The sequence below is a fragment of the Propionibacterium ruminifibrarum genome (assembly GCF_900289195.1).
GTDB lineage: Bacteria > Actinomycetota > Actinomycetes > Propionibacteriales > Propionibacteriaceae > Propionibacterium > Propionibacterium ruminifibrarum.
Map to the genome: position 1 here is coordinate 39,539 of NZ_OMOH01000011.1, position 22,434 is coordinate 61,972.

The 22,434-nt window shown below is 72.5% G+C and carries 20 protein-coding genes; 18 read left to right on the forward strand and 2 right to left on the reverse strand.

Annotated elements, in window-relative coordinates; genetic code table 11:
• Window positions 1-63: 63 nt before the first annotated feature.
• Complete coding sequence (locus PROPJV5_RS10960) at window positions 64-1,047, reverse strand: hypothetical protein (RefSeq protein WP_119716401.1); 984 nt, start codon at window positions 1,045-1,047, stop codon at window positions 64-66.
• Window positions 1,048-1,399: 352 nt separating this feature from the next.
• Here PROPJV5_RS10960 and PROPJV5_RS10965 point away from each other — a divergent pair, with 352 nt between their 5' ends.
• From PROPJV5_RS10965 to glmM, 4 genes are all read left to right on the forward strand, one after another.
• Entirely contained in the window at window positions 1,400-3,370 is a 1,971-nt protein-coding gene (locus tag PROPJV5_RS10965; RefSeq protein ID WP_119716402.1) for a DUF2207 domain-containing protein, read from the forward strand.
• A 208-nt stretch (window positions 3,371-3,578) separates the two neighbouring features.
• Window positions 3,579-4,022 carry a 50S ribosomal protein L13 gene (gene rplM / locus PROPJV5_RS10970; protein ID WP_119716403.1) on the forward strand — a complete coding sequence of 148 codons (444 nt, stop codon included), beginning with the start codon at window positions 3,579-3,581 and terminating at the stop codon, window positions 4,020-4,022.
• Between the two features lie 14 nt (window positions 4,023-4,036).
• Window positions 4,037-4,555: a 30S ribosomal protein S9 gene (gene rpsI / locus PROPJV5_RS10975; protein WP_119716404.1), complete on the forward strand. Its 519-nt coding sequence runs from the start codon at window positions 4,037-4,039 to the stop codon at window positions 4,553-4,555.
• A gap of 159 nt (window positions 4,556-4,714) precedes the next feature.
• Window positions 4,715-6,070, forward strand: coding sequence for a phosphoglucosamine mutase (glmM, locus tag PROPJV5_RS10980; protein ID WP_119716405.1), 1,356 nt, complete (start codon window positions 4,715-4,717; stop codon window positions 6,068-6,070).
• A 48-nt stretch (window positions 6,071-6,118) separates the two neighbouring features.
• Here the strand turns inward: glmM and coaA are convergent, their stop codons facing one another.
• Window positions 6,119-7,039: a type I pantothenate kinase gene (gene coaA, locus PROPJV5_RS10985; RefSeq protein WP_239018487.1), complete on the reverse strand. Its 921-nt coding sequence runs from the start codon at window positions 7,037-7,039 to the stop codon at window positions 6,119-6,121.
• A 328-nt stretch (window positions 7,040-7,367) separates the two neighbouring features.
• On the opposite strand from coaA, the gene glmS reads away from it, so the two are divergent.
• The 14 genes from glmS to PROPJV5_RS11055 all read left to right on the forward strand — a co-directional run bounded on the left by glmS (window position 7,368) and on the right by PROPJV5_RS11055 (window position 22,433).
• A complete protein-coding gene (gene glmS / locus PROPJV5_RS10990; RefSeq protein ID WP_119716407.1) occupies window positions 7,368-9,212 on the forward strand; it encodes a glutamine--fructose-6-phosphate transaminase (isomerizing) in 1,845 nt (614 codons plus the stop codon).
• A 12-nt stretch (window positions 9,213-9,224) separates the two neighbouring features.
• Window positions 9,225-9,593: a holo-ACP synthase gene (locus PROPJV5_RS10995; RefSeq protein WP_119716408.1), complete on the forward strand. Its 369-nt coding sequence runs from the start codon at window positions 9,225-9,227 to the stop codon at window positions 9,591-9,593.
• Between the two features lies 1 nt (window position 9,594).
• The gene (locus PROPJV5_RS11000; RefSeq protein ID WP_119716409.1) at window positions 9,595-11,022 is read left to right on the forward strand and encodes an NAD(P)H-hydrate epimerase; all 1,428 of its coding nucleotides are present in this window, start codon (window positions 9,595-9,597) and stop codon (window positions 11,020-11,022) included.
• A 121-nt stretch (window positions 11,023-11,143) separates the two neighbouring features.
• A complete protein-coding gene (locus PROPJV5_RS11005) occupies window positions 11,144-13,039 on the forward strand; it encodes a DEAD/DEAH box helicase (protein ID WP_239018481.1) in 1,896 nt (631 codons plus the stop codon).
• A gap of 64 nt (window positions 13,040-13,103) precedes the next feature.
• The gene (locus PROPJV5_RS12960) at window positions 13,104-13,589 is read left to right on the forward strand and encodes a hypothetical protein (protein ID WP_239018482.1); all 486 of its coding nucleotides are present in this window, start codon (window positions 13,104-13,106) and stop codon (window positions 13,587-13,589) included.
• A gap of 142 nt (window positions 13,590-13,731) precedes the next feature.
• A complete protein-coding gene (gene tsaE / locus PROPJV5_RS13100) occupies window positions 13,732-14,697 on the forward strand; it encodes a tRNA (adenosine(37)-N6)-threonylcarbamoyltransferase complex ATPase subunit type 1 TsaE (RefSeq protein ID WP_119716411.1) in 966 nt (321 codons plus the stop codon).
• A complete protein-coding gene (gene tsaB / locus PROPJV5_RS11020) occupies window positions 14,694-15,395 on the forward strand; it encodes a tRNA (adenosine(37)-N6)-threonylcarbamoyltransferase complex dimerization subunit type 1 TsaB (RefSeq protein ID WP_119716412.1) in 702 nt (233 codons plus the stop codon). Before tsaE ends, tsaB begins: the two co-directional genes overlap by 4 nt.
• Window positions 15,392-15,904: a ribosomal protein S18-alanine N-acetyltransferase gene (gene rimI / locus PROPJV5_RS11025; RefSeq protein ID WP_182858697.1), complete on the forward strand. Its 513-nt coding sequence runs from the start codon at window positions 15,392-15,394 to the stop codon at window positions 15,902-15,904. The genes tsaB and rimI overlap by 4 nt, the downstream gene beginning before the upstream one ends.
• On the forward strand, window positions 15,901-16,968 hold the full coding sequence (tsaD, locus tag PROPJV5_RS11030) for a tRNA (adenosine(37)-N6)-threonylcarbamoyltransferase complex transferase subunit TsaD (protein ID WP_119716414.1): 1,068 nt from the start codon (window positions 15,901-15,903) through the stop codon (window positions 16,966-16,968). Before rimI ends, tsaD begins: the two co-directional genes overlap by 4 nt.
• A gap of 100 nt (window positions 16,969-17,068) precedes the next feature.
• A complete protein-coding gene (bluB, locus tag PROPJV5_RS11035) occupies window positions 17,069-18,910 on the forward strand; it encodes a 5,6-dimethylbenzimidazole synthase (protein ID WP_119716415.1) in 1,842 nt (613 codons plus the stop codon).
• Window positions 18,911-18,924: 14 nt separating this feature from the next.
• A complete protein-coding gene (locus PROPJV5_RS11040; RefSeq protein WP_119716416.1) occupies window positions 18,925-19,413 on the forward strand; it encodes an NUDIX hydrolase in 489 nt (162 codons plus the stop codon).
• Between the two features lie 424 nt (window positions 19,414-19,837).
• A complete protein-coding gene (locus tag PROPJV5_RS11045) occupies window positions 19,838-20,479 on the forward strand; it encodes an ABC transporter permease (RefSeq protein ID WP_119716417.1) in 642 nt (213 codons plus the stop codon).
• Window positions 20,476-21,702: a betaine/proline/choline family ABC transporter ATP-binding protein gene (locus PROPJV5_RS11050; RefSeq protein WP_119716418.1), complete on the forward strand. Its 1,227-nt coding sequence runs from the start codon at window positions 20,476-20,478 to the stop codon at window positions 21,700-21,702. The genes PROPJV5_RS11045 and PROPJV5_RS11050 overlap by 4 nt, the downstream gene beginning before the upstream one ends.
• Window positions 21,699-22,433 (forward strand): ABC transporter permease, encoded by a 735-nt coding sequence (locus PROPJV5_RS11055; protein ID WP_119716419.1) that lies wholly within the window; start codon window positions 21,699-21,701, stop codon window positions 22,431-22,433. The genes PROPJV5_RS11050 and PROPJV5_RS11055 overlap by 4 nt, the downstream gene beginning before the upstream one ends.
• Window position 22,434: the final 1 nt, after the last annotated feature.

A 22,434-nucleotide genomic window follows, 5' to 3' on the forward strand; every position in this document is an offset into this window, starting at 1 on the left:
ACGGGGCGATGGGCGAGAAAAAGGGAGTCCCGGCGCCTGCCGGGACTCCCTGGGAGCATGTGATCAGCGGGTTGCGCTGGGCAGCCAGACCGTGGACCAGCCGATGATCGGCTCACCCCAGCCGTCGGCCGGCTCGTCGATCGAGATGAGGCCGACACCGCCGTTCGCGGCGCCGTTGGAGTAGACCATGCCGTCCCCGGCGTACATCGCGACGTGGCCGAAGGGGTTGCCGGACGGGCCGCCGTCGTACCAGATGAGGGCGCCGACGGGGATGTTCGTCATGTCCTTGTGCATCTGCCCGGCGGCCTCGATGGCGGCCGCGGCATCGGTGGCGGAGTTCACGCCGGCGCTGCTGTAGCCGTAGAAGGCGGCCGACAGGGCCAGGCACATGTTGCCGTAGTTCTGGTCGCCGACCATCGACTTGGCCTTCTCGATGGCCTCGGCGGTCGACAGCGGTGCCAGCTGGCCGGGCGCGGTGACACTGGCCGGGTCGACCGTGGTGGAGACCTGCACAGTGATGGGTTCGACCTCGACGACGGCCGGGGTCTCCTCCTCGGGTTCGGCGGTCTCACCGGCGATCGCGTCCGCCTCGGTGCCGACCTCGTCGGTGTCGACGGCCTCGACCTCGGCGGTGTTCTGCGGGGTGGCGGTGCCCGAGGCCATGGCGCTGTTGGTGATGGCCAGCCCGCCGGAGACGGTACCGATGACGGCCGCCAGGCCGAGACCTGCGGCCATGAAGCGCGAGTCGCGGCGCTTGCGGCGCGGCGCCGCCTTGATGAAGGCGCGCTCGGCGGCCGGCTCGTCGAGGGTCAGCGAGACGGGGACGGCGTGCTCCGCCGCGCGGCGGGCGCGGGTCGGTTCGGTCGCAGCGAGTGACTCCGACAACGCCCTGCGGGCGGCGGGGGCGGTGATGAACTCGTCAGCGGCCAGTGCCCGCTTGGCCGAGGTGGCGGGCATGGCCCGCCGTGCCGTGGTGGCTGCAGTGGTGGTGAGTGTCGCCGAGATCGTGTCGACCGGCTGCTCGACCAGTGCCCTGCGTGCGCTCATTCAACAAATCCTCACGGTTTGTGGGGGAGAACTAAGGGTGCACTACCGCGCTCCCTGAATCTGTTTCTGAAAAAAGACTAAGACTCTTCAGAAAGCAGGTCAACTTGAGGGCATTCGGTTGCAGTTTTCTCAGGTCGCTCCCAGGTGCCATGACACCGCCTGCGTCCGACCCCTCAGGGTTCCGGGGCTCGCGGCCCAAGACCGTCGCTCGAGCGGCCCGGGAATGCGCCGCCGTACCCCCGCCGACGGCCGGCAGGGGCGTCGACCGTCGGGCGTCGGCGGGCGATGATACCAAGCGCCCCCTCCGGCGCATTGTGGCGGCCGAGACCGGGGCCTGGTTAGGCTGCCGGCCATGTGGAGGCAGCTCAATCGCTGGATCATTCACCCCGTCGCGTGGGTGATCGTGATGCTCGCCGTCTTCGCCTTCGTCTCGTTCAAGTCGGCGCCGCCCTCGCAGTCGGACGCGGGATTCACCGTCACATCCTTCGACGGCGACTACTCGGTCAGTGAACAGGACGGGAAGCTGCGGCTGGAGGTCGTGGAGACGATCACGGTGCAGTTCCTGCAGTGGGGTCTGCACGGCATCGAGCGCACGCTCCCCACCGTCTACGGCGACTCCGACCTGGGTCTGACCGACGTGAGCGTCACCGACGAGAACGGCAACCCGGTCAGGACCACCACCCGCAGCCATGGTCAGGCCGGTTCCTCGGACGTGCAGGACGGCACCGTCAGCGTACGGATCGGCGACGCGTCACAGACCGTCAGGGGCGGCAAGACCTACGTGCTGCACTACGCCTACACGAACGCCATGGTGGGCACCCGCGACGGCCAGGAGCTCTACTTCGACGTCAACGGCACCGGCTGGGTGGCGGGCATCGGGGCCATCACGGCCACGGTGCACCTCGACCCGGCACTCACCGACTCGCTGACCGGCGCCCAGTCCTGCTACCGCGGCGCGGCCGGCTCCACCCGGCAGTGCGCGATCTCGCGCACCGGTGACGGCTTCCGGGTGAGTGAGACCGATTTCGCTGCGGGTCAGAACGTGACGATCGCGATCGGTTTCCGGCCCGGCACCGTTGCGACGACGATCCAGGCCCCCGGGACCCCGCCCGGCCTGCTGCTCTGGGCGCCGCCGGCCATCGCATTGCTCGCCCTGGTCATTGCCCTGGGCGTCCGGCACAGTCACCGCCACCCGCGTCTGCTGCGCAGGGAACCGGTTCCGGTGAACTTCGTCCCGCCGGCCAAGCTCTCACCTCTCGTCGCGGCCGACTTCCTCGGCTACCCGGCGAACGGCATGGCCGCCTGGCTGACCCAGCTGGTCTGGGAGGGGCGGGCCCGGATCCTCCAGGACGAACCCGCCGGTGACGACGCATCGGCCCCGCCCCTACGCGTCGTCCTGGGCGCCGAGGACGAGTTCTCGGGTCGGGAATGGGACGCGCTCGCCCCGTTCAGCGGCGGCCCCGGCGGCGTGCGGCTCGACGAGGCACGCTCCCCGGAGGCGCTCGAGCGGTCGGCGAAGGCCCGGACCACGATGTTCTCCATCGCAGGGCTGCGTCTGGACAGCTCCCTGCCCTCGGTCCTGCTGTACGGCGGCGTGATCGGCCTCTACGCGGTGGGCCTGCTCGCCTTCGTCGCCGGAGAGTTCACGAACGCCGACGACACGAAAGGTCTCGTGCGCTTCCTGCTCGTCGGCGTCATCTCCTGCCTGGGCGTCATCGCCGCCTCCTACTACGCGCCGACCCACGGACGCATGACGGACCGGGGCAAGAAGGTGCTCATCGAGCTCGAGGGGCTGCGCGAGTTCATCACGATGGCCGAGGCCGACCGCATCAGGGTGCTGTCCGGCGTCGACGCGTCGTCCCGGACCGACGAACCGGCCGGGGCGGGTGGCGTCCACCAGGTCGAGATCACCGAGTCGCTTCTGCCCTGGGCGATCGTCTTCGGGTGCGAGGACAGCTGGCGCAGGGCCATCGGTGAGCTGCGGGCCTCGATCCCGCAGGTGCAGCTGCCCGACATCGAGCTGCCGACCGTCGAGATCGGCCGTGAGATGAGCCACCACTACCGGCGCTACCAGCGGCGCTACGACACCGACAGCAACTCCTTCTTCGCCACCCGCAGCCCCTTCGGCCAGGGCTCCGTCTCCACCGGGATCTCCAACCTGCTCGACGGCTGGTCGAGCGCCCACAGCAGGGACGGCGACGGCGGCGGGTCCGGCTGGGGCGGTGGCTTCTTCACCGGCGGCGGATCGTCCTTCTCGGGCGGCTCCCACGGCGGTGGCCACTCCGGCGGCGGCATCGGCGGCGGGGGCGGCCGGGCCTGGTGAGTTCCCACGCGCCGCCTCGGAGCCGCCGCGGCGCGTGCCCGTCCGCTTTGACCTGAGCGGGGTGTGAGGGTTATTGTTAGTCGCTGTTGCGTCTCCGCCATGGCGATGCGCCGGCGCGGTGAGTCGTCCGAGGGCGCTCACGGGCCCGGCCCGGCCGTGCGGAGCGTGCTCAGAATCCGTAGTGACTAGTGGAAGATGGTCTGCGACCGTGTCAACCTACAGCCCGAAGCCCGGCGACATCACCAGGGCCTGGCATGTCATCGATGCCGAGGACGTCGTGCTCGGCCGTCTCGCCGTGACCGCTGCCACCTTGCTGCGCGGCAAGAACAAGCCAACCTACGCACCGCACATGGACACCGGCGACTTCGTCGTCGTCGTCAACGCGTCCAAGATCGCCCTGACCGGCAAGAAGCGCACCGATTCGCTGCGCTACAACCACTCCGGCCGTCCCGGCGGCCTGCGCGTCACCACCATCGGCGAGCTGCTCGAGAAGGACCCCCGCCAGGCCGTCGAGCGCGCCGTCTGGGGCATGATGCCGAAGAACAAGCTGAGCCGCCAGCAGATGAGGAAGCTGAAGGTGTACGCCGGCCCCGAGCACCCGCACAAGGCCCAGGCGCCCCAGCCCTACCAGATCACCCAGATCGCGCAGTGAGTGAGGATTTGACTGTGTCTGAGACCGTGAACGAGGACATCGAGACCGGCACCACGCCGTTCACCGACGAGAGCAACCGCGAGATCGCCTACCGCTCCGACTCCGCGGGCGCCACTGCGACCGCCTCGGAGCGCCCCGCCGTCATCGCCCCCGGCGCCGGCACCGGCCGCCGCAAGGAGGCCGTGGCGCGCGTCCGCCTGGTGCCCGGTACCGGCAGCTACCAGGTCAACGGCCGCACCCTCGACGAGTACTTCCCCAACAAGGTGCACCAGCAGCTCATCAACGAACCCTTCGTCGCCGCCGGTGCTGCCGGCGCCTACGACGTGATCGCCCGGATCGACGGCGGCGGGACGACCGGCCAGGCCGGTGCCCTGCGCCTGGGCATCGCCCGCGCGCTCAACGCCATCGACACCGAGGCCAACCGTCCGGCCCTGAAGAAGGCCGGTCTGCTCACGCGCGACGCCCGCGTCAAGGAGCGCAAGAAGGCGGGTCTCAAGAAGGCCCGCAAGGCCCCGCAGTACTCCAAGCGCTGATCGCTCGACGCCCGATGGCCAGGCCCGGTCCCTCACGCAGGGGCCGGGCCTGGCCGCGTCACGGGCGGGTCCGCCGCCCGGCGCGGGGGCGTCGCGGCGCCCGTCCCACGTGCGGCGCGCTGGAGGCGCGGCGGCGCGGGCTGTGAGTAGAGTTCCCCCATGGCTCGATTGTTCGGAACCGACGGCGTCCGTGGTGTCGCCAATGGTGATCTCACCGCAGAACTCGCCCTCGACCTGTCCGTCGCCGCCGCGCACGTGCTCGGCGAGGCCGGCGCCTTCGACGACCGTCGTCCGGTGGCGATCGTCGGACGCGACACCCGCATCTCCGGCGAATTCCTGCAGGCCGCCGTCATGGCCGGCCTGGCCAGCGCCGGGGTGGACGTCATCGACGTCGGCGTCATCCCCACCCCCGGCCTGGCCTACCTGGTCGCCACGCAGGAGGTCGACCTGGGGGTCATGCTCTCGGCCAGCCACAACCCCATGCCCGACAACGGCATCAAGTTCTTCGCCCGCGGCGGCGTCAAACTCGACGACGCCATCGAGGACGCCATCCAGGAGCACCTGGGTGAGGAGTGGAAGCGCCCCACCGGGGCGGGGGTCGGACACATCCGCGTCGACGACGAACTGCTGGGCACCTACATCAACCATCTGGCCGCCTCCCTCGGCGGGGTGAGCCTGAAGGGCCTGCGCGTCGTCCTCGACTGCGCCAACGGCGCCTCCTCGGTCACCGCCGTCCCGGCCTTCGAGGCCGCCGGTGCCGAGGTCATCGGCATCCACTGCGAGCCCGACGGCCTCAACATCAACGACGGCTGCGGTTCCACGCACATCGAGAGCCTGCAGGCCGAGGTCGTCGCCCGCAACGCCGACCTGGGGTTCGCGTTCGACGGCGACGCCGACCGCTGCCAGGGCGTCGACGCCCAGGGCAACTGGGTCGACGGCGACCAGATCATGGCCATTCTCGCCCTGGGGCTGCAGGCCGAGAACAAGCTGGCCGACAACACCCTCGTCGCCACGGTCATGAGCAATCTCGGCCTCATCGTCGCCATGCGCGAGCACGGCATCCACGTCGACCAGACGAAGGTCGGCGACCGCTACGTGCTCGAGGACATGGCGGCCAACGGCTTCACCCTCGGCGGCGAGCAGTCCGGCCACGTCATCATGAGCGAGTTCGCCACCACCGGGGACGGCGTGCTCACCGGCCTGCACGTGGCGGCCGCCGTCGCCAAGAGCGGGTCGCCGCTCGCCGACCTGGCGGGCGTCATGACCCGGCTGCCCCAGGCGCTGGTCAACGTGCCGGACGTGGACAAGCTGCGCGCCGCCCTCGACCCGGTCATCACCAGCCAGGTCGCCACGACCAGCAAGGAGCTCGGCGACACCGGGCGGGTCGTGCTGCGTCCCAGCGGCACCGAACCGCTAGTGCGGGTCATGGTCGAGGCGGCCACCCAGGAGCAGGCCGACGAGATCGCCCACCGGCTGGCCGGTGTCGTCGCCGAACGCGTCGGCCTGAAGCAGTAGCCGGCCCGGGGCCGGTCCCGCGGTGCGGGGCCGGGGTCCTGCGCCCCGTCAGATCTTGCGGATCCGCACCGTCGAGATCCGGTGGTCCGGCCCCTTGCGCAGGATCACCGTGGCGCGCGGACGGGTCGGGGCGATGTTCTCCCGCAGGTTCGGCCGGTTCGTCCTCGCCCACACCCGGTGGGCCAGGTCGCGGAACTCCTCGTCACTCAGGTGGGAGTAGGCCCGGAAGAAACTGCTCTCCTCAAAGACGGCCTCACGCCGGTAGGCGATCTGACGTTCGACGTACCAGCGTTCGATGTCCGACTCGTCGGCGTCCACGTACACCGAGAAGTCGATGAAGTCGCTGACCGCCACCGAGCTGCGGTCCCCGTGCCCGGCCCGGGCCGGCTGCAGCACGTTGAGGCCCTCCAGGATGAGGATGTCGGGGCTGTGGATCTGCTCGCGTTCGCCGGGGACGATGTCGTACAGCGTGTGGGAGTAGACCGGCGTCGACACGTCGGGGCGGCCCGACTTGACGTCCATGACGAACCTCAGCAGCGCCCGCAGGTCGTAGCTCTCGGGGAAACCCTTGCGCGGGATGAGGCCGCGGGCCTCGAGCTCGGCGTTCGGCATGAGGAAGCCGTCGGTCGGCACCAGCACGACGTGGGGGTGGTTCTCGCCGCGGGCCAGCAGTTCACGCAGCAGACGGGCCGTCGTCGACTTGCCGACGGCCACCGAACCGGCGACACCGACGATGAGGGGGGTGCGGGGCGTCGCGGCCGAGCTCAGGCCGAGGAAACGGTTCTGGGCGCCCCACAGCCGCCCGCGGTTGGTCCTGTGCAGCTCGATGAGCTGGCTCAGGGGCAAGTAGACCTGCTCGACATCGGACTCGTCGGTCGGGTCGTCCAGCCCTCGCAGGTGCTCGATCGTCGCGCGGTCGAGGGTGAGCAGGGAGTCCCCGGCCAGCTGTGACCACTGGGTGCGAGGAATCTCGAGCCAGGGGCCGCCGTCGCGTCGGCCGCTGTCGCGGGTCTCGTCGAGGGGCTGTTCGTCGCCCGGGTCGCGTCCCCCCGGGCCGGGTTCTCGTGGGTCCTGCACCCGTGAAAGCCCACCACGTCGCGCCGCCGATGTCCACTCGGCGCGACGCGGCGGCAGGTGAGAAGGTCCGCGCGGGCCGCCCGGGAGGCCCCGGGGCCTCGCGCCCACGAGCACCGCCGAGGGCCGGGAACCCTCGGCGCGCACCGCCCGGCGCCGGCGCGGGGTGCTGCCGCGGCCCGCCTGTCCCGGTAGGGGGCCGGGTGCCCATAGAGTAGGGGTCATGTGCGGAATCATTGGTTACGTCGGCCCCCAGCAGGCCGTGAACGTCATCGTCGAGGGCCTGCGCCGTCTGGAGTACCGCGGGTACGACTCCGCCGGCGTGGCCGTCGGCACCGGCAGCAGCATCGAGTGGCGCAAGAAGGCCGGCAAGATCACCAATCTCGACGCCGAGCTGGCCGCCAGGCCACTGCCGGCCTCGACCATCGGAATCGGCCACACCCGCTGGGCCACCCACGGCGGCCCCACCGACACGAACGCGCACCCGCACCTGTCGCAGGACGGCCGGGTCGCGCTCGTCCACAACGGCATCATCGAGAACTTCGCCCAGCTGCGCGCCGAACTGAGCGCCGAGGGCGTCACCTTCCGCTCGGAGACCGACACCGAGGTCGCAGCAGCCCTGCTCGGCCGCGTCCTGGCCACCGCCGCCGACCTGCCGAGTGCCATGCGCCAGGTCTGTGCCCGGCTGGAGGGCGCCTTCACGCTCGTCGCCATCGACGCCCAGGACCCGGACCGTGTCGTCGCGGCCCGCCGCAACTCGCCGCTCGTCGTCGGCGTCGGCGAGGGCGAGAATTTCCTCGCCTCCGACGTGGCCGCCTTCATCGAGCACACCCGTGACGCCATCGAACTCGGCCAGGACCAGGTGGTCGTCATCACCGCCGACTCCATCGAGGTCACCGACTTCGACGGCAGCCCGGTCGAGGTCACCCCCTACCACATCGACTGGGACACGACCGCCGCCGAGAAGGCCGGCTACGACTGGTTCATGCGCAAGGAGATCTTCGAGCAGCCGCAGGCCGTGGCCGACACCCTGCTCGGGCGCTACGCGGACCACGGCGAGCTCGTCCTCGACGAGATCCGCATCAGCCCCGAGATGCTGCGCCGGGTCAACAAGATCATCATCATCGGCTGCGGCACCGCCTACTACGCGGGCATGGTCGCCAAGTACGCCATCGAACACTGGGTGCGCATCGGCTGCGAGGTCGAGCTGGCCAGCGAGTTCCGCTACCGCGACCCCATCGTCGACGCCGGCACCCTGTGCGTGGCCATCAGCCAGTCCGGCGAGACCGCCGACACGCTGCAGGCCATCCGGCACGCCCGCGAGCAGGGGGCGAAGGTCATCGCCATCTGCAACACGAACGGCTCGACGATCCCGCGCGAGTCCGACGCCGTGATCTACACCCACGCGGGGCCCGAGATCGGCGTCGCCTCCACCAAGGGCTTCCTCACCCAGCTCATCGCCTGCTACCTGCTCGGCCTGTACCTGGCGCAGGTGCGCGGCATGAAGTACGGCGACGAGATCAGCGCCATCATGGACGAGCTGGCCGGCATGCCCCAGAAGGTGCAGCAGGTGCTGGACGGCGCCGACGCCGTCTACGAGCTGGCCCACCAGCTGATCGATCAGGGCGACTACGTTTTCCTCGGACGCCACGTCGGCTACCCGGCGGCCATGGAGGGCGCCCTCAAGCTCAAGGAGATCGCCTACCTGCACGCCGAGGGCTTCGCCGCCGGCGAGCTCAAGCACGGTCCCATCGCCATCATCAACCCCGACATGCCGGTCTTCGTCATCGTCCCGCCGGCCGGACGCGACCAGCTGCACGACAAGGTCGTGAGCAACATCCAGGAGGTGCGCGCCCGCGGCGCCCGCACCATCGTGCTGGCCGAGGAGGACGACACCGAGGTCGACGCCTACGCCGAGAGGATCATCCGCCTGCCCAAGGTGAGCACCCTGCTGCAGCCGGTGCTGGCCGTCGTGCCGCTCCAGCTGTTCGCCTGCGAACTGGCCACGGCGCTCGGCAACGACGTCGACCAGCCGCGCAACCTGGCCAAGTCGGTCACCGTCGAGTAGGAGGGGCGGGCCATGATCATCGGCGTGGGCATCGACGTCTGCTCGGTCGAACGCTTCAGCGCCATGCTGAAACGACACCCCGGTGTGCTCGAGCGCCTGCTCAACCCCGACGAGCGCCTCGCCCACGGGCTGCCGCGCTCACCGGAGTCGCTGGCCGCCCGCTTCGCGGCCAAGGAGGCGCTGGCGAAGGCACTCGGCGCGCCGGGAAACCTGTCGTGGCGCGACGCCGAGGTGGTCGTCGGCGAGGACCGCCGGCCCGTGCTCGAGGTCCGCGGCTCGGTGAAGGCCCGCGCCGACGAACTGGGCGCCACCGTCTTCCACCTGTCGCTGAGCCACGACGGGCCGGTGGCCACCGCCATCGTCATCGCCGAGGCGCGCTGAGATGCGTCCCGTCGCCACCGCCGACCAGATCAGGGCCGCCGAGCAGTCCTGGTTCGACGCCCACCCGGGCCGGGACCTCATGGAGACGGCCGCCGCGCACGTCAGCGCCGCCGCCCTCGACATGCTCGCGGACGCGTCCGGGGCCCGTGTCCTCGTCGCCGTGGGGCCGGGCAACAACGGCGGGGACGGCCTGTACGCGGCCCGCGACCTCGCGGCCCGGGGCGTCGACGTCGCACTGTGGTTCACCTCGTCGCACCGGCACGAGTCGGGCGGCGCGGCCGCCGCGGGCGCCGGCGCCCGCGAGGTCGACGCCACCACGGCCATCGCGGAACTGGCCGAGACCGACCTGGTCATCGACGCCGTGCTCGGCATCGGCGGGCGGCCCGGCCTGCGCCCGCCGGTCGCCGAGTTCGCCCGCGCCTGCACCGACCTGGCCGTGCCGGTCCTGTCCGTCGACGTGCCCTCCGGCCTCGACGCCGACCGGGCCGGCGCCGAGCACCCGGAGTGCTTCACCGCCACCCGCACCGTCACCTTCGGCGCGCTCAAGTGCTGCCACGTCGCCCAGCCCGCGGCCGGGCGCTGCGGCCGGGTCGAGGTGGCCGACATCGGCATCACCGTCACCGGGCCCACCGTGTTCGCCGCCGAACGCTGCGACATCGCCGCCCGCTGGCCCGCCCCTGGGCCCGAGTCCGACAAGTACACCCGCGGTGTCCTCGGCCTCGACACCGGATCGGCGGGCTTCCCCGGCGCCGGCGTCCTCACCGCCACCGGCGCCCTGTACGCCGGCGCCGGGTTCATCCGCTGCTGCGCGCCGGACCCGGTGCCCGCCATGGTCACCGCGGCGCTGCCCTCGGTCACCGTCGGCCCGGGACGGGTGCAGGCCTGGGTGGTCGGCTCCGGCTGGGGCGATCCCGGACACAACGCGGGGCGCCTGGCGGCCCGACTCGGTGACGGGGTGCCGCTCGTCCTCGACGCCGACGCCCTGGCCGAGCTGCCCGCCGAACTCCCCGAGGGCTGCCTCGCCACCCCGCACGCCGGCGAGCTGGCCCGCCTGCTCGGCGTCGACCGCGCCGAGGTGGCCGCCGACCCGATCGGTTCGTGCCGCGCCGCCGCCGAGCGTTTCGCGGTGACGGTGCTGCTCAAGGGCGCCACCCAGTATGTCGCCGAGCCCGGCGGCCGCGTCACCGTCGCCCCGCCCGGCCCGGCATGGACGGCGCAGGCCGGTTCGGGCGACACGCTCGCCGGCATCTGCGGCACGCTGCTCGCCTCCGGCCTGAGCGCGCGCTGGGCGGGCGTGCTGGCCGCCGGCGTCCAGGCGCTCGCCGCAACGGAGAACCCGGGGCCGTACCCGCCCGACGAACTCGCCCGCGCCCTGCCCGCGGTCATCGCCCGGCTCACCGCCGAGGCCCGGTCCGCCGCCGGCCGCTGACCAGCCCGCAGGCTTGCCCGCGGCGGGTATCGTGGCGTGACGGTGCGCGACACGCGCATGAGGGGCCCGACCGTATTCATCGAGACAGGGCTTCTGTGCCCTGCTCTTCCTGAAAGTCCCCATGCCTCACTCACATGACGCCGGTCGCCCCCGACGCGACCGGAAAGCCGGCGCCGACCGATCCAAGCACGCCCGAGGGAACCGACCACGGGGCCGCGACGGCAGCCGTGAGCGCGCCCGCGGCTGGGGCCGCGACGAGTGGGACGCCGCCGTCGGCCGGCCCGCGCGCCGCCGCAGGAAGTGGGACCGCGACGCGGGGAGCGGTGGGCAGCGCGCCGTTGATGCCCCGCAGCGCGGGCGCACGGAGGGCCGGCGACGTCCCGGCGACGGTCGCGGTCGGGGCCCGGGTCGCCGTGGCGGGACCACACGATGGACCGACGAACGCAGCGGCGGCCGGCGTACGGACTTCCGGGAGAACGTCCGCGACCGGGACGGGCGGACGGACCACCGGGCAGGCGGATCCAGTGGATCCCGTGACCGCCGCCGCGGCAACGCGCCCCTGAGGGGTGACCGGCCGGCCGAGAGAACACGCTCCGGGTGGCAGCAGGCGCTCGACGCACGACCCGAGGACACCCGCCGGGCCGATGGCCCCGACGAACGCCGCACCGACGCCGGACGGGTAGGGCGGGACGAGCACCCGCACGGCCGGGTCGGCCGGGAGAAGGCGCCGCGCCGGACCAGTCGGGGCCCGCGCTTCACCGAACTCGGCGTGCCCGAGGCCCTCGTCGCCGTCCTCGACGCCCAGGGCATCACCACGGCCTTCCCCATCCAGGCCGCCGCCATCCCCGACGCCATGAGCGGCCGCGACCTGCTCGGCCGCGGCCAGACCGGCTCGGGCAAGACCCTCGCCTTCGGCCTGCCCGCCCTCACCCGCCTGGGGCACGGCGGCGCCGCACCGGGGCATCCCCGCGCCGTCGTGCTCGCCCCGACCCGCGAACTGGCCATGCAGGTGCACGACGTGCTGCGCCCGCTCGCCGAGGCCGCCGGCATGCGCACCGTGCTCGTCGCCGGCGGCATGAGCTACACCCCGCAGCTGCGGGCCCTGCGCGCCGGCGTCGACGTCGTCGTGGCCACACCCGGCCGCCTCGTCGATCTCATGGAGCAGCAGGCGGCCCGGCTCGACCAGGTGGAGACCATCGTGCTGGACGAGGCGGACGAGATGGCCGACCTGGGTTTCATGCCCGAGGTCACCCGCATCCTCGACGACGTGCAGTCCGGCGCCCAGCACCTGCTGTTCAGCGCCACGCTCGACGAACAGGTCGACGAGCTCGTGCGCCGCTACCTCGACGACCCGGTCGTGCACGGCGTCGACGCCGCACGCGCCTCGGTCACGACGATGCGCCACCAGGTCTGGGCCGTCAGCGCCCGCGAGAAGAAGGACGTCATCGCGCAGGCAGTCAACCGGCCGGGCCGCACCATCGTCTTCGTGCGCACCCAGCGAGACGCCGACGAGACCGCGGAGCGGCTGCGCGCGGCCGGCGTCACCGCGGGCGCCCTGCACGGCGGCCTGCCCCAGGGCATGCGCGCCCGCGTCCTGCACGCCTTCCGCACCGGCACGGTGCCGGTGCTCGTGGCCACCGACGTGGCGGCCCGCGGCATCGACGTCGACGACGTCTCACTCGTCCTGCAGGCCGACCCGCCCCACGACGGCAAGGACTACCTGCACCGGGCCGGGCGCACCGCCCGCGCCGGCACCGACGGCCTGGTCGCCTCCGTCGTGCTGCCCCGGCAGCGCCGCCGGATGGACCGGATCCTGCGCGAGGCCGGCGTGCAGGAACGCCCGCGCGGTGTGCGCCCCGGGGACCGGCTGACCGAGCTGACCGGCGGCACCAGGCCCGGCGGCGATCCGGTCACCGCCGAGCAGTACAAGGCCCTCATCGCCCCGCCGCGCCCGGCCCACCGGCAGGGCGGCCGCCGCAGGGGACGGCCGTACCGGCGCAGGCACCCCAGACGCTGAGCAGGCCTGGGGCGCAGCCCCCGCGCCCTTGCCCGTCGCCTGATCGAGGAGAGGAGAACTGGGCATGAACCCGAGCTATTTCAGGATCAAACTGGCCAGGGACGAGGCGCTGGAGCGGCTGTGTGCCTGGAACAAGAGGCCGATCAGGGAGGAGATCGAGGTGGAGTACGCCAAGGCCGTCTCGGTCGCGGTCGACGAGAACGGACTGTGGAAGGGGGTCTGCCTGTACGTCTACGAGAACGCGGGCTGGACCGTTTTCGAGGAGCTGTCCGGTTACCACTCCTTTGTCGACGCCGAGGACTGGAAGGCCTTCGCCGGGGACGACTCACTGGTGGTCGCCGGGTATGACGAAGCCCTGCTGAGTGCCGAGTTCGTGGTCATCGAGAACGGAACCTTGGTGAAGAATTTCACCGAAATCGAGGACACCCCGGAGAAGAACGTGAATCAGGGCACCGGTTTCGACGAGATCAGCAGCTGGGTGGACGTGGCGTCCTTCGTCGATGATGACGACCTGGCCTATTCCGGTGACGGTGCGGTCGTCATACTCTGAATGCCGGGGAAACTCCTCTCAGGTGCGCGGGCCCGGTCGATTCAGCGGCGAACCGGGCACCGCCCTCTGACGGCACGGGGCGCATCTGCGGACATCGGGCGGTACCGGGTCACCTCTCCTGGGCCCACTAGACTGGACGGACGTGACCGATGACGACGTGCAGTTGAGACTGGCGGGCCCGCAGGACGCGCCCGCCATGCTCGGCATCATTCACGAGGCGTTCGGGGCCAGGCGTGAACTCGCCACGCCCCCCGAGGCGCTGAGCGACACCGTCGATGACGTGCGCGCCCGCATCGCCGACTGCGGCGGCGTCGTCGCCACCGTCGCGGGCCGCGACGCGGCCTGCCTGCTCATGAGCACCCCCGACCCGGACACCCTCATGGTGCATAGGGTCAGCGTCCGGCCCGGCTTCCAGCACGCCGGGCTCGCCGCCCTCATCGTCCGCGCGGCGGGCGAGTGGGCCGCCGAGCAGGGGCTGCGCCGGCTCCAGCTCATGGCCCGCGCCGACCTGCCCGAGGTCATCGGCTGGTGGCGCTCCCACGGGTTCAGCGCCGACCACGAGGTGCCCGGGGGCCTCATCCTGGGCATCGACCTGCCCACGGCCCTCACCGTGCCCACGGCCGAGCAGATGCGCCGCCTCGGCGTGCTGCTCGCACGGCGGCTACGGCCCGGTGACCTACTCGTCGCCAACGGCGAGCTCGGTGCCGGAAAGACCACACTCGCCCAGGGGATCGGCGCCGGCCTCGACGTCGAAGGGCCGGTCATCTCACCCACCTTCGTCCTGTCGCGCGTGCACCGCGCCCGTGGCACCGGCCCCGGCCTCGTGCACGTCGACGCCTACCGGATGGGCTCGGCCGCCGAACTCGAGGACATCGACCTCGACGCCACCATGGACGACTCGGTCACCCTCGTCGAGTGGGGCGCCGGGATGGCCGAGCAGCTGGCCCCCGACCGGCTCGACATCGACATCGCCCGCAGCGACGACCCGTCCGACGACACCCGCACCGTCTACCTCACCGGCCACGGCGACCGCTGGGCCGGCGAGAACCTGCACGGCCTGCGCGACGAGCTCGCCGCAGCGGCCACCGAGGCCCAGGAGACCCGATGAGCACCCATCCGACCACCCGCCCGACCGGCTGGACGCTGGCCGTCGACACGTCGACCGTCGTCACCGCCGGCCTGGCCCGCGACGGCCGGACGGTCGCCTCCGAACAGGTGGGCGACAACCACGCCCACGCCGAACTGCTCGTGCCGACCATCCAGGTGATCCTGGCGGACGCGGGCATCGGCTGGGCCGAGCTCGCCGCGATCGGCGTCGGGGTCGGGCCGGGCCCGTTCACCGGGCTGCGGGTGGGCGTGGCCACCGCCGTCACCGCCGGCATCGCGGCGGGCGTGCCCGTCACCGGCGTGTGCAGCCTCGACGTCATCGCCGCCCAGTGGGCCGCCCAGGGCGCCCCGGCCGAGTTCATCATCGCCTCCGACGCCCGCCGCAAGGAGCTCTACTGGGCCGCCTACCGTGATGGACGTCGCGTCGGCCAACCGCAGGTGAGCGCCCCGGCAGCCCTCCCCGAACAGCCCACCGCCGGGCCCGGCGTGCACGTCTACCCGGACCTGCTCGCCCCCCGCCGCCCCGGCGACGCGCCGCTCGGGCTCGACGCGGGCTTCCTCGCCGCCCACCTGCACGAGCTGCCCGACGCCGGGCTCGAACCGCTGTACCTGCGCACACCCGACGCCGCACCGCCCACCGCGCGCAAATCGGCGCTCACCGGACGCCGCCACCGCCTACGCCCCGGGGCCGCCCGGTGAACGCCGCCGTCGGCCTGCCCGCGAGGCGCGACGAACGCCTCGGCGCCGCCCACCTGCCCGGCCTGCTCGCCCTGGAGGAGTCCGGCTTCCCCCCGCGCGAACGCTGGAGCGGGCGGTCGTGGACGAGTGAACTCGCCCGCCCCGGCAACCTGGCGCTGGGGGTGTACTCCGGTGAACAGCTGGTCGCCGCCGGCATCATCGGGGTGCTCTTCGGCGACGCCGAGCTGCTGCGCATCGTCGTCGCACCGGCCCACCGCGGCCAGGGCGTGGCAGCCGGCCTGCTCGCCCGGCTGCTCGCCGAGGCCGCCTCGGCCGGGGCCTGCCGGATGCTGCTGGAGGTGCGCCACGACAACACGGCAGCGCTCGCCCTCTACGAGCGGGCCGGCTTCACCCGCATCGACGTGCGAGCCGACTACTACGGGCCGGGGGCCGACGCCCTCGTCATGGCGGCACCGATCAGTCCGCCGGACACGACCAGCCCCGACACGGGCGAAGGAGGACGACCATGAGCGAACCGCTCGTCCTGGGCATCGAGTCCAGCTGCGACGAGACATCGGTGGGCATCGTGCGCGGCGAGCAGCTGCTCGCCAACGAGGTCGCCAGCTCCATGGAGCTGCACGCCCGCTTCGGCGGCGTCGTGCCCGAGGTCGCCTCGCGCGCCCACCTGGAGGCCATCGGCCCCACCCTGCGCCGCGCGGTCGAGACCGCCGACATCGACCTGTCCGAACTCGACGCCGTCGCCGTCACCGCCGGGCCGGGCCTCATGGGCTCCCTCGTCGTCGGGCTGGCCGCGGCGAAGACCCTCGCCGCGGTCCTCGGCAAGCCGCTGTACGGGCTCAACCACCTCGTCGGCCATGTCGCCGTCGACCTGCTCGACCATCCCGCCGGGGAACCGGCCAGGCCCCTGGCCCGGCCGACCCTCGCCCTGCTCGTCTCGGGCGGGCACACCCAGCTGCTCACGGTGGGGGACATCACCGGCGACGTCGCCGAGATCGGCACGACGATCGACGACGCCGCCGGCGAGGCCTACGACAAGGTCGCCCGGCTGCTCGGCCTGCCCTACCCGGGCGGCCCGGTCATCGACGAGGCCGCCCAGGGGGGCGACCCGGAGGCCATCCGGTTCCCGCGGGGCCTCACCGCGCCCCACGACATGGCGCGGCACCGGTTCGACTACTCCTTCTCCGGCCTCAAGACGGCCGTCGCACGCTGGGTCGAGACGCGGCGCCTCGAGGGCGGTGAGATCCCGGTCGCCGACGTCGCCGCCTCCTTCCAGGAGGCCGTCGCCGACGTCATCACCGCCAAGGCCGTCGACGCCGCCCGGCACCACGGCATCGAGCACATGATCATCGGCGGGGGAGTGGCGGCGAACTCGCGGCTGCGCGGGCTGCTCGGCGAACGCACCGCGGCGGCCGGCATCGAGCTGCGCCGCCCGCGCCCGGGGCTGTGCACCGACAACGGCGCCATGATCGCCGTGCTCGGCGCCCAGGTCGTCAAGGCCGGGCTGGAGCCCTCCGGCCTGGGCATCGGCGCCGACTCGGGGCTGCCGGTCGGAACCGTCGTCGTCCGCGACTGACCCGCCGCCGCAGGCCGGGCCCGACGGCCCGCGGGGCGTGCGTCCGGCGACCGGGGCCGCCGGGTCATGCCCCTGGCGGTTCACCGATACCGTTGGCCCCATGAGTGCACACACCACTGAGCCCTCCGGTCACATCTGGCGCCGACCGGTGCCGCTGATCGGCGACGCGACGAGCTCGGCCGAACGCGACGACGACGTCACCGGCTGGGCGTTCGACGACGCCACCCGCGCCGCCCTGGACCGGGTCATCGGCGCCCGCCGCGACATCCGCCGCTACCGGCCCGACGACGTGGCCGACGAACTCGTCCGCGCCGTCATCGAGGCGGGCCACGGCGGCCCCAGCGTCGGCCAGTCCCAGCCGTGGCGGTTCATCGTCGTGCGCGACCGCCGCACCCGCGAGCGCGCCGCCCTCATGGCCGACCGCGAACGGCTGCGCCAGGCCGACGGCCTGACACCCGAACGGAAGTCCCGGCTGCTCGACCTGCAGCTGGAGGGCATCCGGGAGGCCCCGCTCGGCATCGTCGTGGCCTGCGACCGGCGCACCCCCGCCTCGGGCGTGCTCGGCCGCAACACCTTCCACGACGCCGACCTGTGGAGCTGCGCCGCCGCCATCGAGAACATGTGGCTGACCGCCCGCGCCGCCGGCCTCGGCATGGGCTGGGTGACACTCATGCGCCCCACCGAGCTCGCCGGTCTGCTGCACCTGCCCGCCGGCGTCGAGACCCTCGGCTGGCTGTGCCTGGGCTGGCCCGACGAACGCCCGCCCTTCCCCGGGCTGGAGCGGCGCGCCTGGTCGCACAAGCTGCCCCTGGACGAGGTGATCATGGCCGACCGCTGGCCCGAGAACGCCCCACAGCCGCCGGTGAGCGGGCTGCCCGGCGCCGCGCCGGCCCCCGAGGCCGCGCCGCCCGCCGCGGTGCCCGAACCCGACCCGTCCTCGCCGCTGTGGAGCGAGATCGCCGCCCCCGACCAGCGCCACGTCGTGGCGGCCCGCGACCGGGCCGACGACCTGCTCACCCCGCCCGGCTCACTGGGCAAGCTCGACCAGGCGCTCGACCGGATGGTCGCCGTCACCGGTGAGGACGTCACCGGCGGCACCCTCGTCCTCGTCGCCGCCGACCACCCGATCGTCGAGCACCGGGTCTCGGCCTTCGACCAGTCGGTGACCCGCGAGGTCATGGACGCCGCGGCCGCCGGCCGCGCGGTCGGCGTCGTCGCCGCGGCCGGCGCCGGCCTGGACACGATCCTCGTCGACGCGGGTGTCGTGGGCGAGCCCCTGGCCGGCGTCGAACAGCTGCGCCCGGCCGGCCCCCGCGGCGACCTGGTGACCGCCCCGGCCATGACCGGCGAGGACACGGCCCGGCTCATCGCGGCCGGGCGCGAACTGGGCCGGCGTGCCGCCGCCCGGGGGCTCGTCGTGCTCGGCGAGATCGGCGTGGCCAATACGACGATCGCCTCGGCCCTGGCCTGCGCGCTCACCGGCATCAGCCCCGAGCAGGCCGTCGGCATCGGGGCCGGCTCGGACGCGGCGATGATCGACCACAAGGCCGAGGTGCTGCGCGCCGTGTTCGGACGCGTCGATCCGCAGGCGCTGCGCACCGACCCGGCCAGCGCCCTCGCCGAGGTCGGCGGCCCGGAGTTCGCGGTGCTCGCCGGGGTGACGGTCGGTGCCGCCGAGGCCGGTGCGATGGTCGTGCTGGACGGTCTGGCCACCTCGGTCGCCGCCCTGGCGGCCGTCGAGGTGAACCCGGCCGTCCAGTCCTACCTGGTCGCCGGGCAGGTCAGCCGCGAGTCCTGCCACCAGGCGGTGCTCACCGAACTGGGCCTGGAGCCGCTGCTCGACCTGCGGCTGCGCGCCGGCGAGGGAGTCGGCGCGTCCCTGGCCGCCCAGCACCTGCTCACCGGCCTGGCCGTGCGCCGCGGCGCCGGCCGCACTCGTTGACAGGTGGTGGTGGCGTGATCTGCCCGCAGCTGACCACCCTGGCCTTCGTCCTGCACCCCGACGGCGAGCACGTCCTCATGGTGCACCGCATCGCCCGCCCCGACGACGACCAGCTCGGCAAGTACAACGGGCTGGGCGGCAAGGTGGAGCGCGACGAGGACGTGGCCGCCGGCATGAAGCGCGAGCTGGGGGAGGAGGCCGGCATCGAGGTCGACGAGATGAGGCTGGCCGGCACCGTCAGCTGGCCCGGCTTCAACCCGGACGGCTCGGACCAGTTCGGTTTCATCTTCCTCGTGCACCGCTGGCACGGCGACATCCCGGCGGCGAACGAGGAGGGCCCGCTCACCTGGGAACGCATCGACGAGCTCGGCCGGTTGGACATGTGGGAGGGCGACCGCTACTTCATGCCGCTCGTCTTCGACCCGAAGGTGCCCCAGTTCCACGCCGTCATCCCCTACGAGAACGGCCGCCCGACCGGCGCCAGCTGGACCGTCCTGGCCTGAGTCATCCGGCCGGCTCCACCCCGGCGCACCCGGCTCATCCGCCCCGGTCGTCGGCGGCCTGCCGGAGGGTCTCGCGCCACCCCGGCGCACGCGGCTCATCCTCGGCATGCCTGGAGGCCGCAACCATCCGTCTCCGCCGCGCGTGCACGGCTCCATTCGGCGGGAGCGAGCGGGAGGTCGCGGGTGAGCGGGTCTCGGCTGTGCGTGCACGGCCCCATCGGTCGCGCCCCGGTCTGCCGATGACGCCGGGATCGCCACTGCACACACCCCGGCCCGGCGGGCGTGGGTGCGTATTCTAGTGGACCAGCGCGGATCTGTGAAATGACTGGACCACTTGCGTCCACCGGCAACGCGCTCACCTATTGTGGGTATCCATACCCCCTTGTCCGGAGCGCCCCTGTGGGCGCTGACCGTCAGGAGAACCATGGGTGCCTTCATCGCCTCGCGCTGGGCCGACATCGCGTTCCGCATGTACCAGCACGCCAGCCTCGTCGCCCAGTCGGTGCTGCTGGCCGCCGTCATCGCCGTCGCGTTGGCCGTGGTCGTCACGAGCGTGCCCCGGCTCGAGCCCATCGCCAACGCCATCTCGACCATCGGCCTGACGATCCCGTCCTTCGCCCTGCTGGGCCTGTTCATCCCGCTGTTCGGCATCGGCACCACCACGTCGGTGGCCGTCGTCACCTTCTACGCGGCACTGCCCATCCTGCGCAACGCGGTGGTGGGGCTGCTCGGCGTCGACCGGGCGCTCCTCGAGTCCGCCCGCGGCATGGGCATGAAGCCGCTCGCGATCTTCCTGCGCGTGCAGTTGCCGCTGGCCTGGCCCGTCATCCTCACCGGCCTGCGCGTCTCGACGCAGATGTCGATGGGCGTGGCGGCCATCGCCGCCTACGTGCTCGGCCCCGGGCTCGGCTCCTACATCTTCACCGGACTGGCCCAGATCGGCGGCAGGAACGCACTCAACTACGCCGTGGTCGGCACTGTCGGTGTCGTGGTCGTCGCACTCATCGCCGACGCCGTACTCGCCCTCATCGGGCGGCTCACCATCTCGAAGGGAATCCGCGCATGAGCACAGACAGTACCGCCAACGCCAGGGGCAGCGAGATCGTCTTCACCGACGTCGTCAAGCAGTACCCGGGCCAGACCGAGCCGGCCGTCGACCACCTCAGCCTGGGCATCGACGCCGGCGAGTTCGTCACCTTCGTCGGCCCGTCCGGCTGCGGCAAGACGACGAGCCTCAAGATGATCAACCGTCTCATCGAACCCACCAGCGGCACGATCACCATCGACGGCCAGGACACCCGCGAACTCGACGCCGACACCCTGCGCCGCCGCATCGGCTACGTCATCCAGGGCGGCGGGCTCTTCCCGCACATGACCGTCGCAGGCAACATCGCGGTCGTCCCCAATCTGCTCAAGTGGGACAAGAAACGCATCAGGCGGCGCACCGACGAACTGCTCGAGCTGGTCGGCCTCGACCCGGCCGTCTACCGAGACCGCTACCCCAGGGAACTGTCCGGGGGTCAGCAGCAGCGCGTCGGCGTCGCCCGGGGCCTGGCCGCCGACCCGCCCGTCATGCTCATGGATGAGCCCTTCGGCGCGGTCGACCCGATCACCCGCTCGCGCCTGCAGGACGAACTGCTCGACGTGCAGTCCAAGCTGCACAAGACGATCGTGTGCGTCACCCACGACATCGACGAGGCCATCAAACTCGGCGACCGGATCTGCGTGATGGCCGACCACGGGCGCATCGCCCAGTACGACACAGCCTCGGAGATCCTCGCCAACCCGGCCGACGATTTCGTCGCGGACTTCACCGGCTCCGGCTCGGCCCTCAAGCAGCTGGCCCTGGAGAAGGTCTCCTCGATCCGGCTGGAACCGGCCGTCCTGGTCCACGTCGGCGACCCGGTCCCCGATGTGCTGGAGCTGGCGCGCCGGCACGACACCGACCAGGTCATCGTCCTCGACGCCGACGAGGCCATCGTCGACTGGTACTGGACGATCAACCTGCGCGGGCCCGTCGTGCGCGCCCGGCCGGGCCGCCAGCCCATCCTGCTCGACGAGGACTCCAGCCTCGACACGGTGCTCGACGCCCTCGTCACCTCGCTGCACGAAGGCGCCATCATCGTCGACGACCACGAGCACTTCCTCGGTATCGCCACCTTCGACGAGGTGACCGCGCACGTGCGCCGGGTCAACGCCGCCCCCGGAGCGATCGGCGACTTCGACGCCGGACGGACCCACCAGGCGCCCGCGCCCGACGCCCCGGCCCACGGACAGGAGCGCCCATGAGCCTGGACAGGAACGAACGCCAGCTGTTCTGGGGCATCCCCGTCATCGTCGTCGCCGGAGCGCTGGGCTGGGTGCTCTGGCGCGCCACGGCCGACCTCGACGACATCGAGTCCCGCCAGCTGGCCTGGGGAACCATCGGCACCCTGCTCGGCCAGCACGTGGTGCTCACCCTCATCTGCGCCGCCGTCGTGCTGGTCATCGGCGTGCCGCTGGGGATCGCCCTGACCCGGCCCGGCATCCGCCGCGTCACACCGGCCGTGCTCGCCGTCGCCAACGCCGGCCAGTCCGCGCCGGTCATCGGCCTGATCGTCCTGCTCGCCATGGCCATGGGGTTCGGCACGCCGACCGCCGTCGTCGCGCTGAGCATTTACGCCTTCCTGCCGGTGCTCGCCAATACGATCACCGGGCTGCAAGGGGTCGACCCGGCCCTGGTTGAGGCCGGCCGGGGCATGGGCATCTCGTCGATGGGCGTGCTGCTGCGCATCGAACTGCCACTGGCCTCGAAGGTCATCCTCGCCGGCATCCGCACCGCCCTGGTGCTGCTCGTCGGCACCGCCAGTTTCGCCACCTTCATCAACGCCGGCGGCCTGGGGGCACTCATCCAGACCGGCATCGCCCTGTTCCGCTTCCGCATCCTCATCTCCGGTGCCGTGATCGTGGCGCTGCTCGCCCTGCTCGTCGAATGGCTCGGGCAGGTCATGGAGATGATCGTCGCACCGAAGGGGCTGTGAC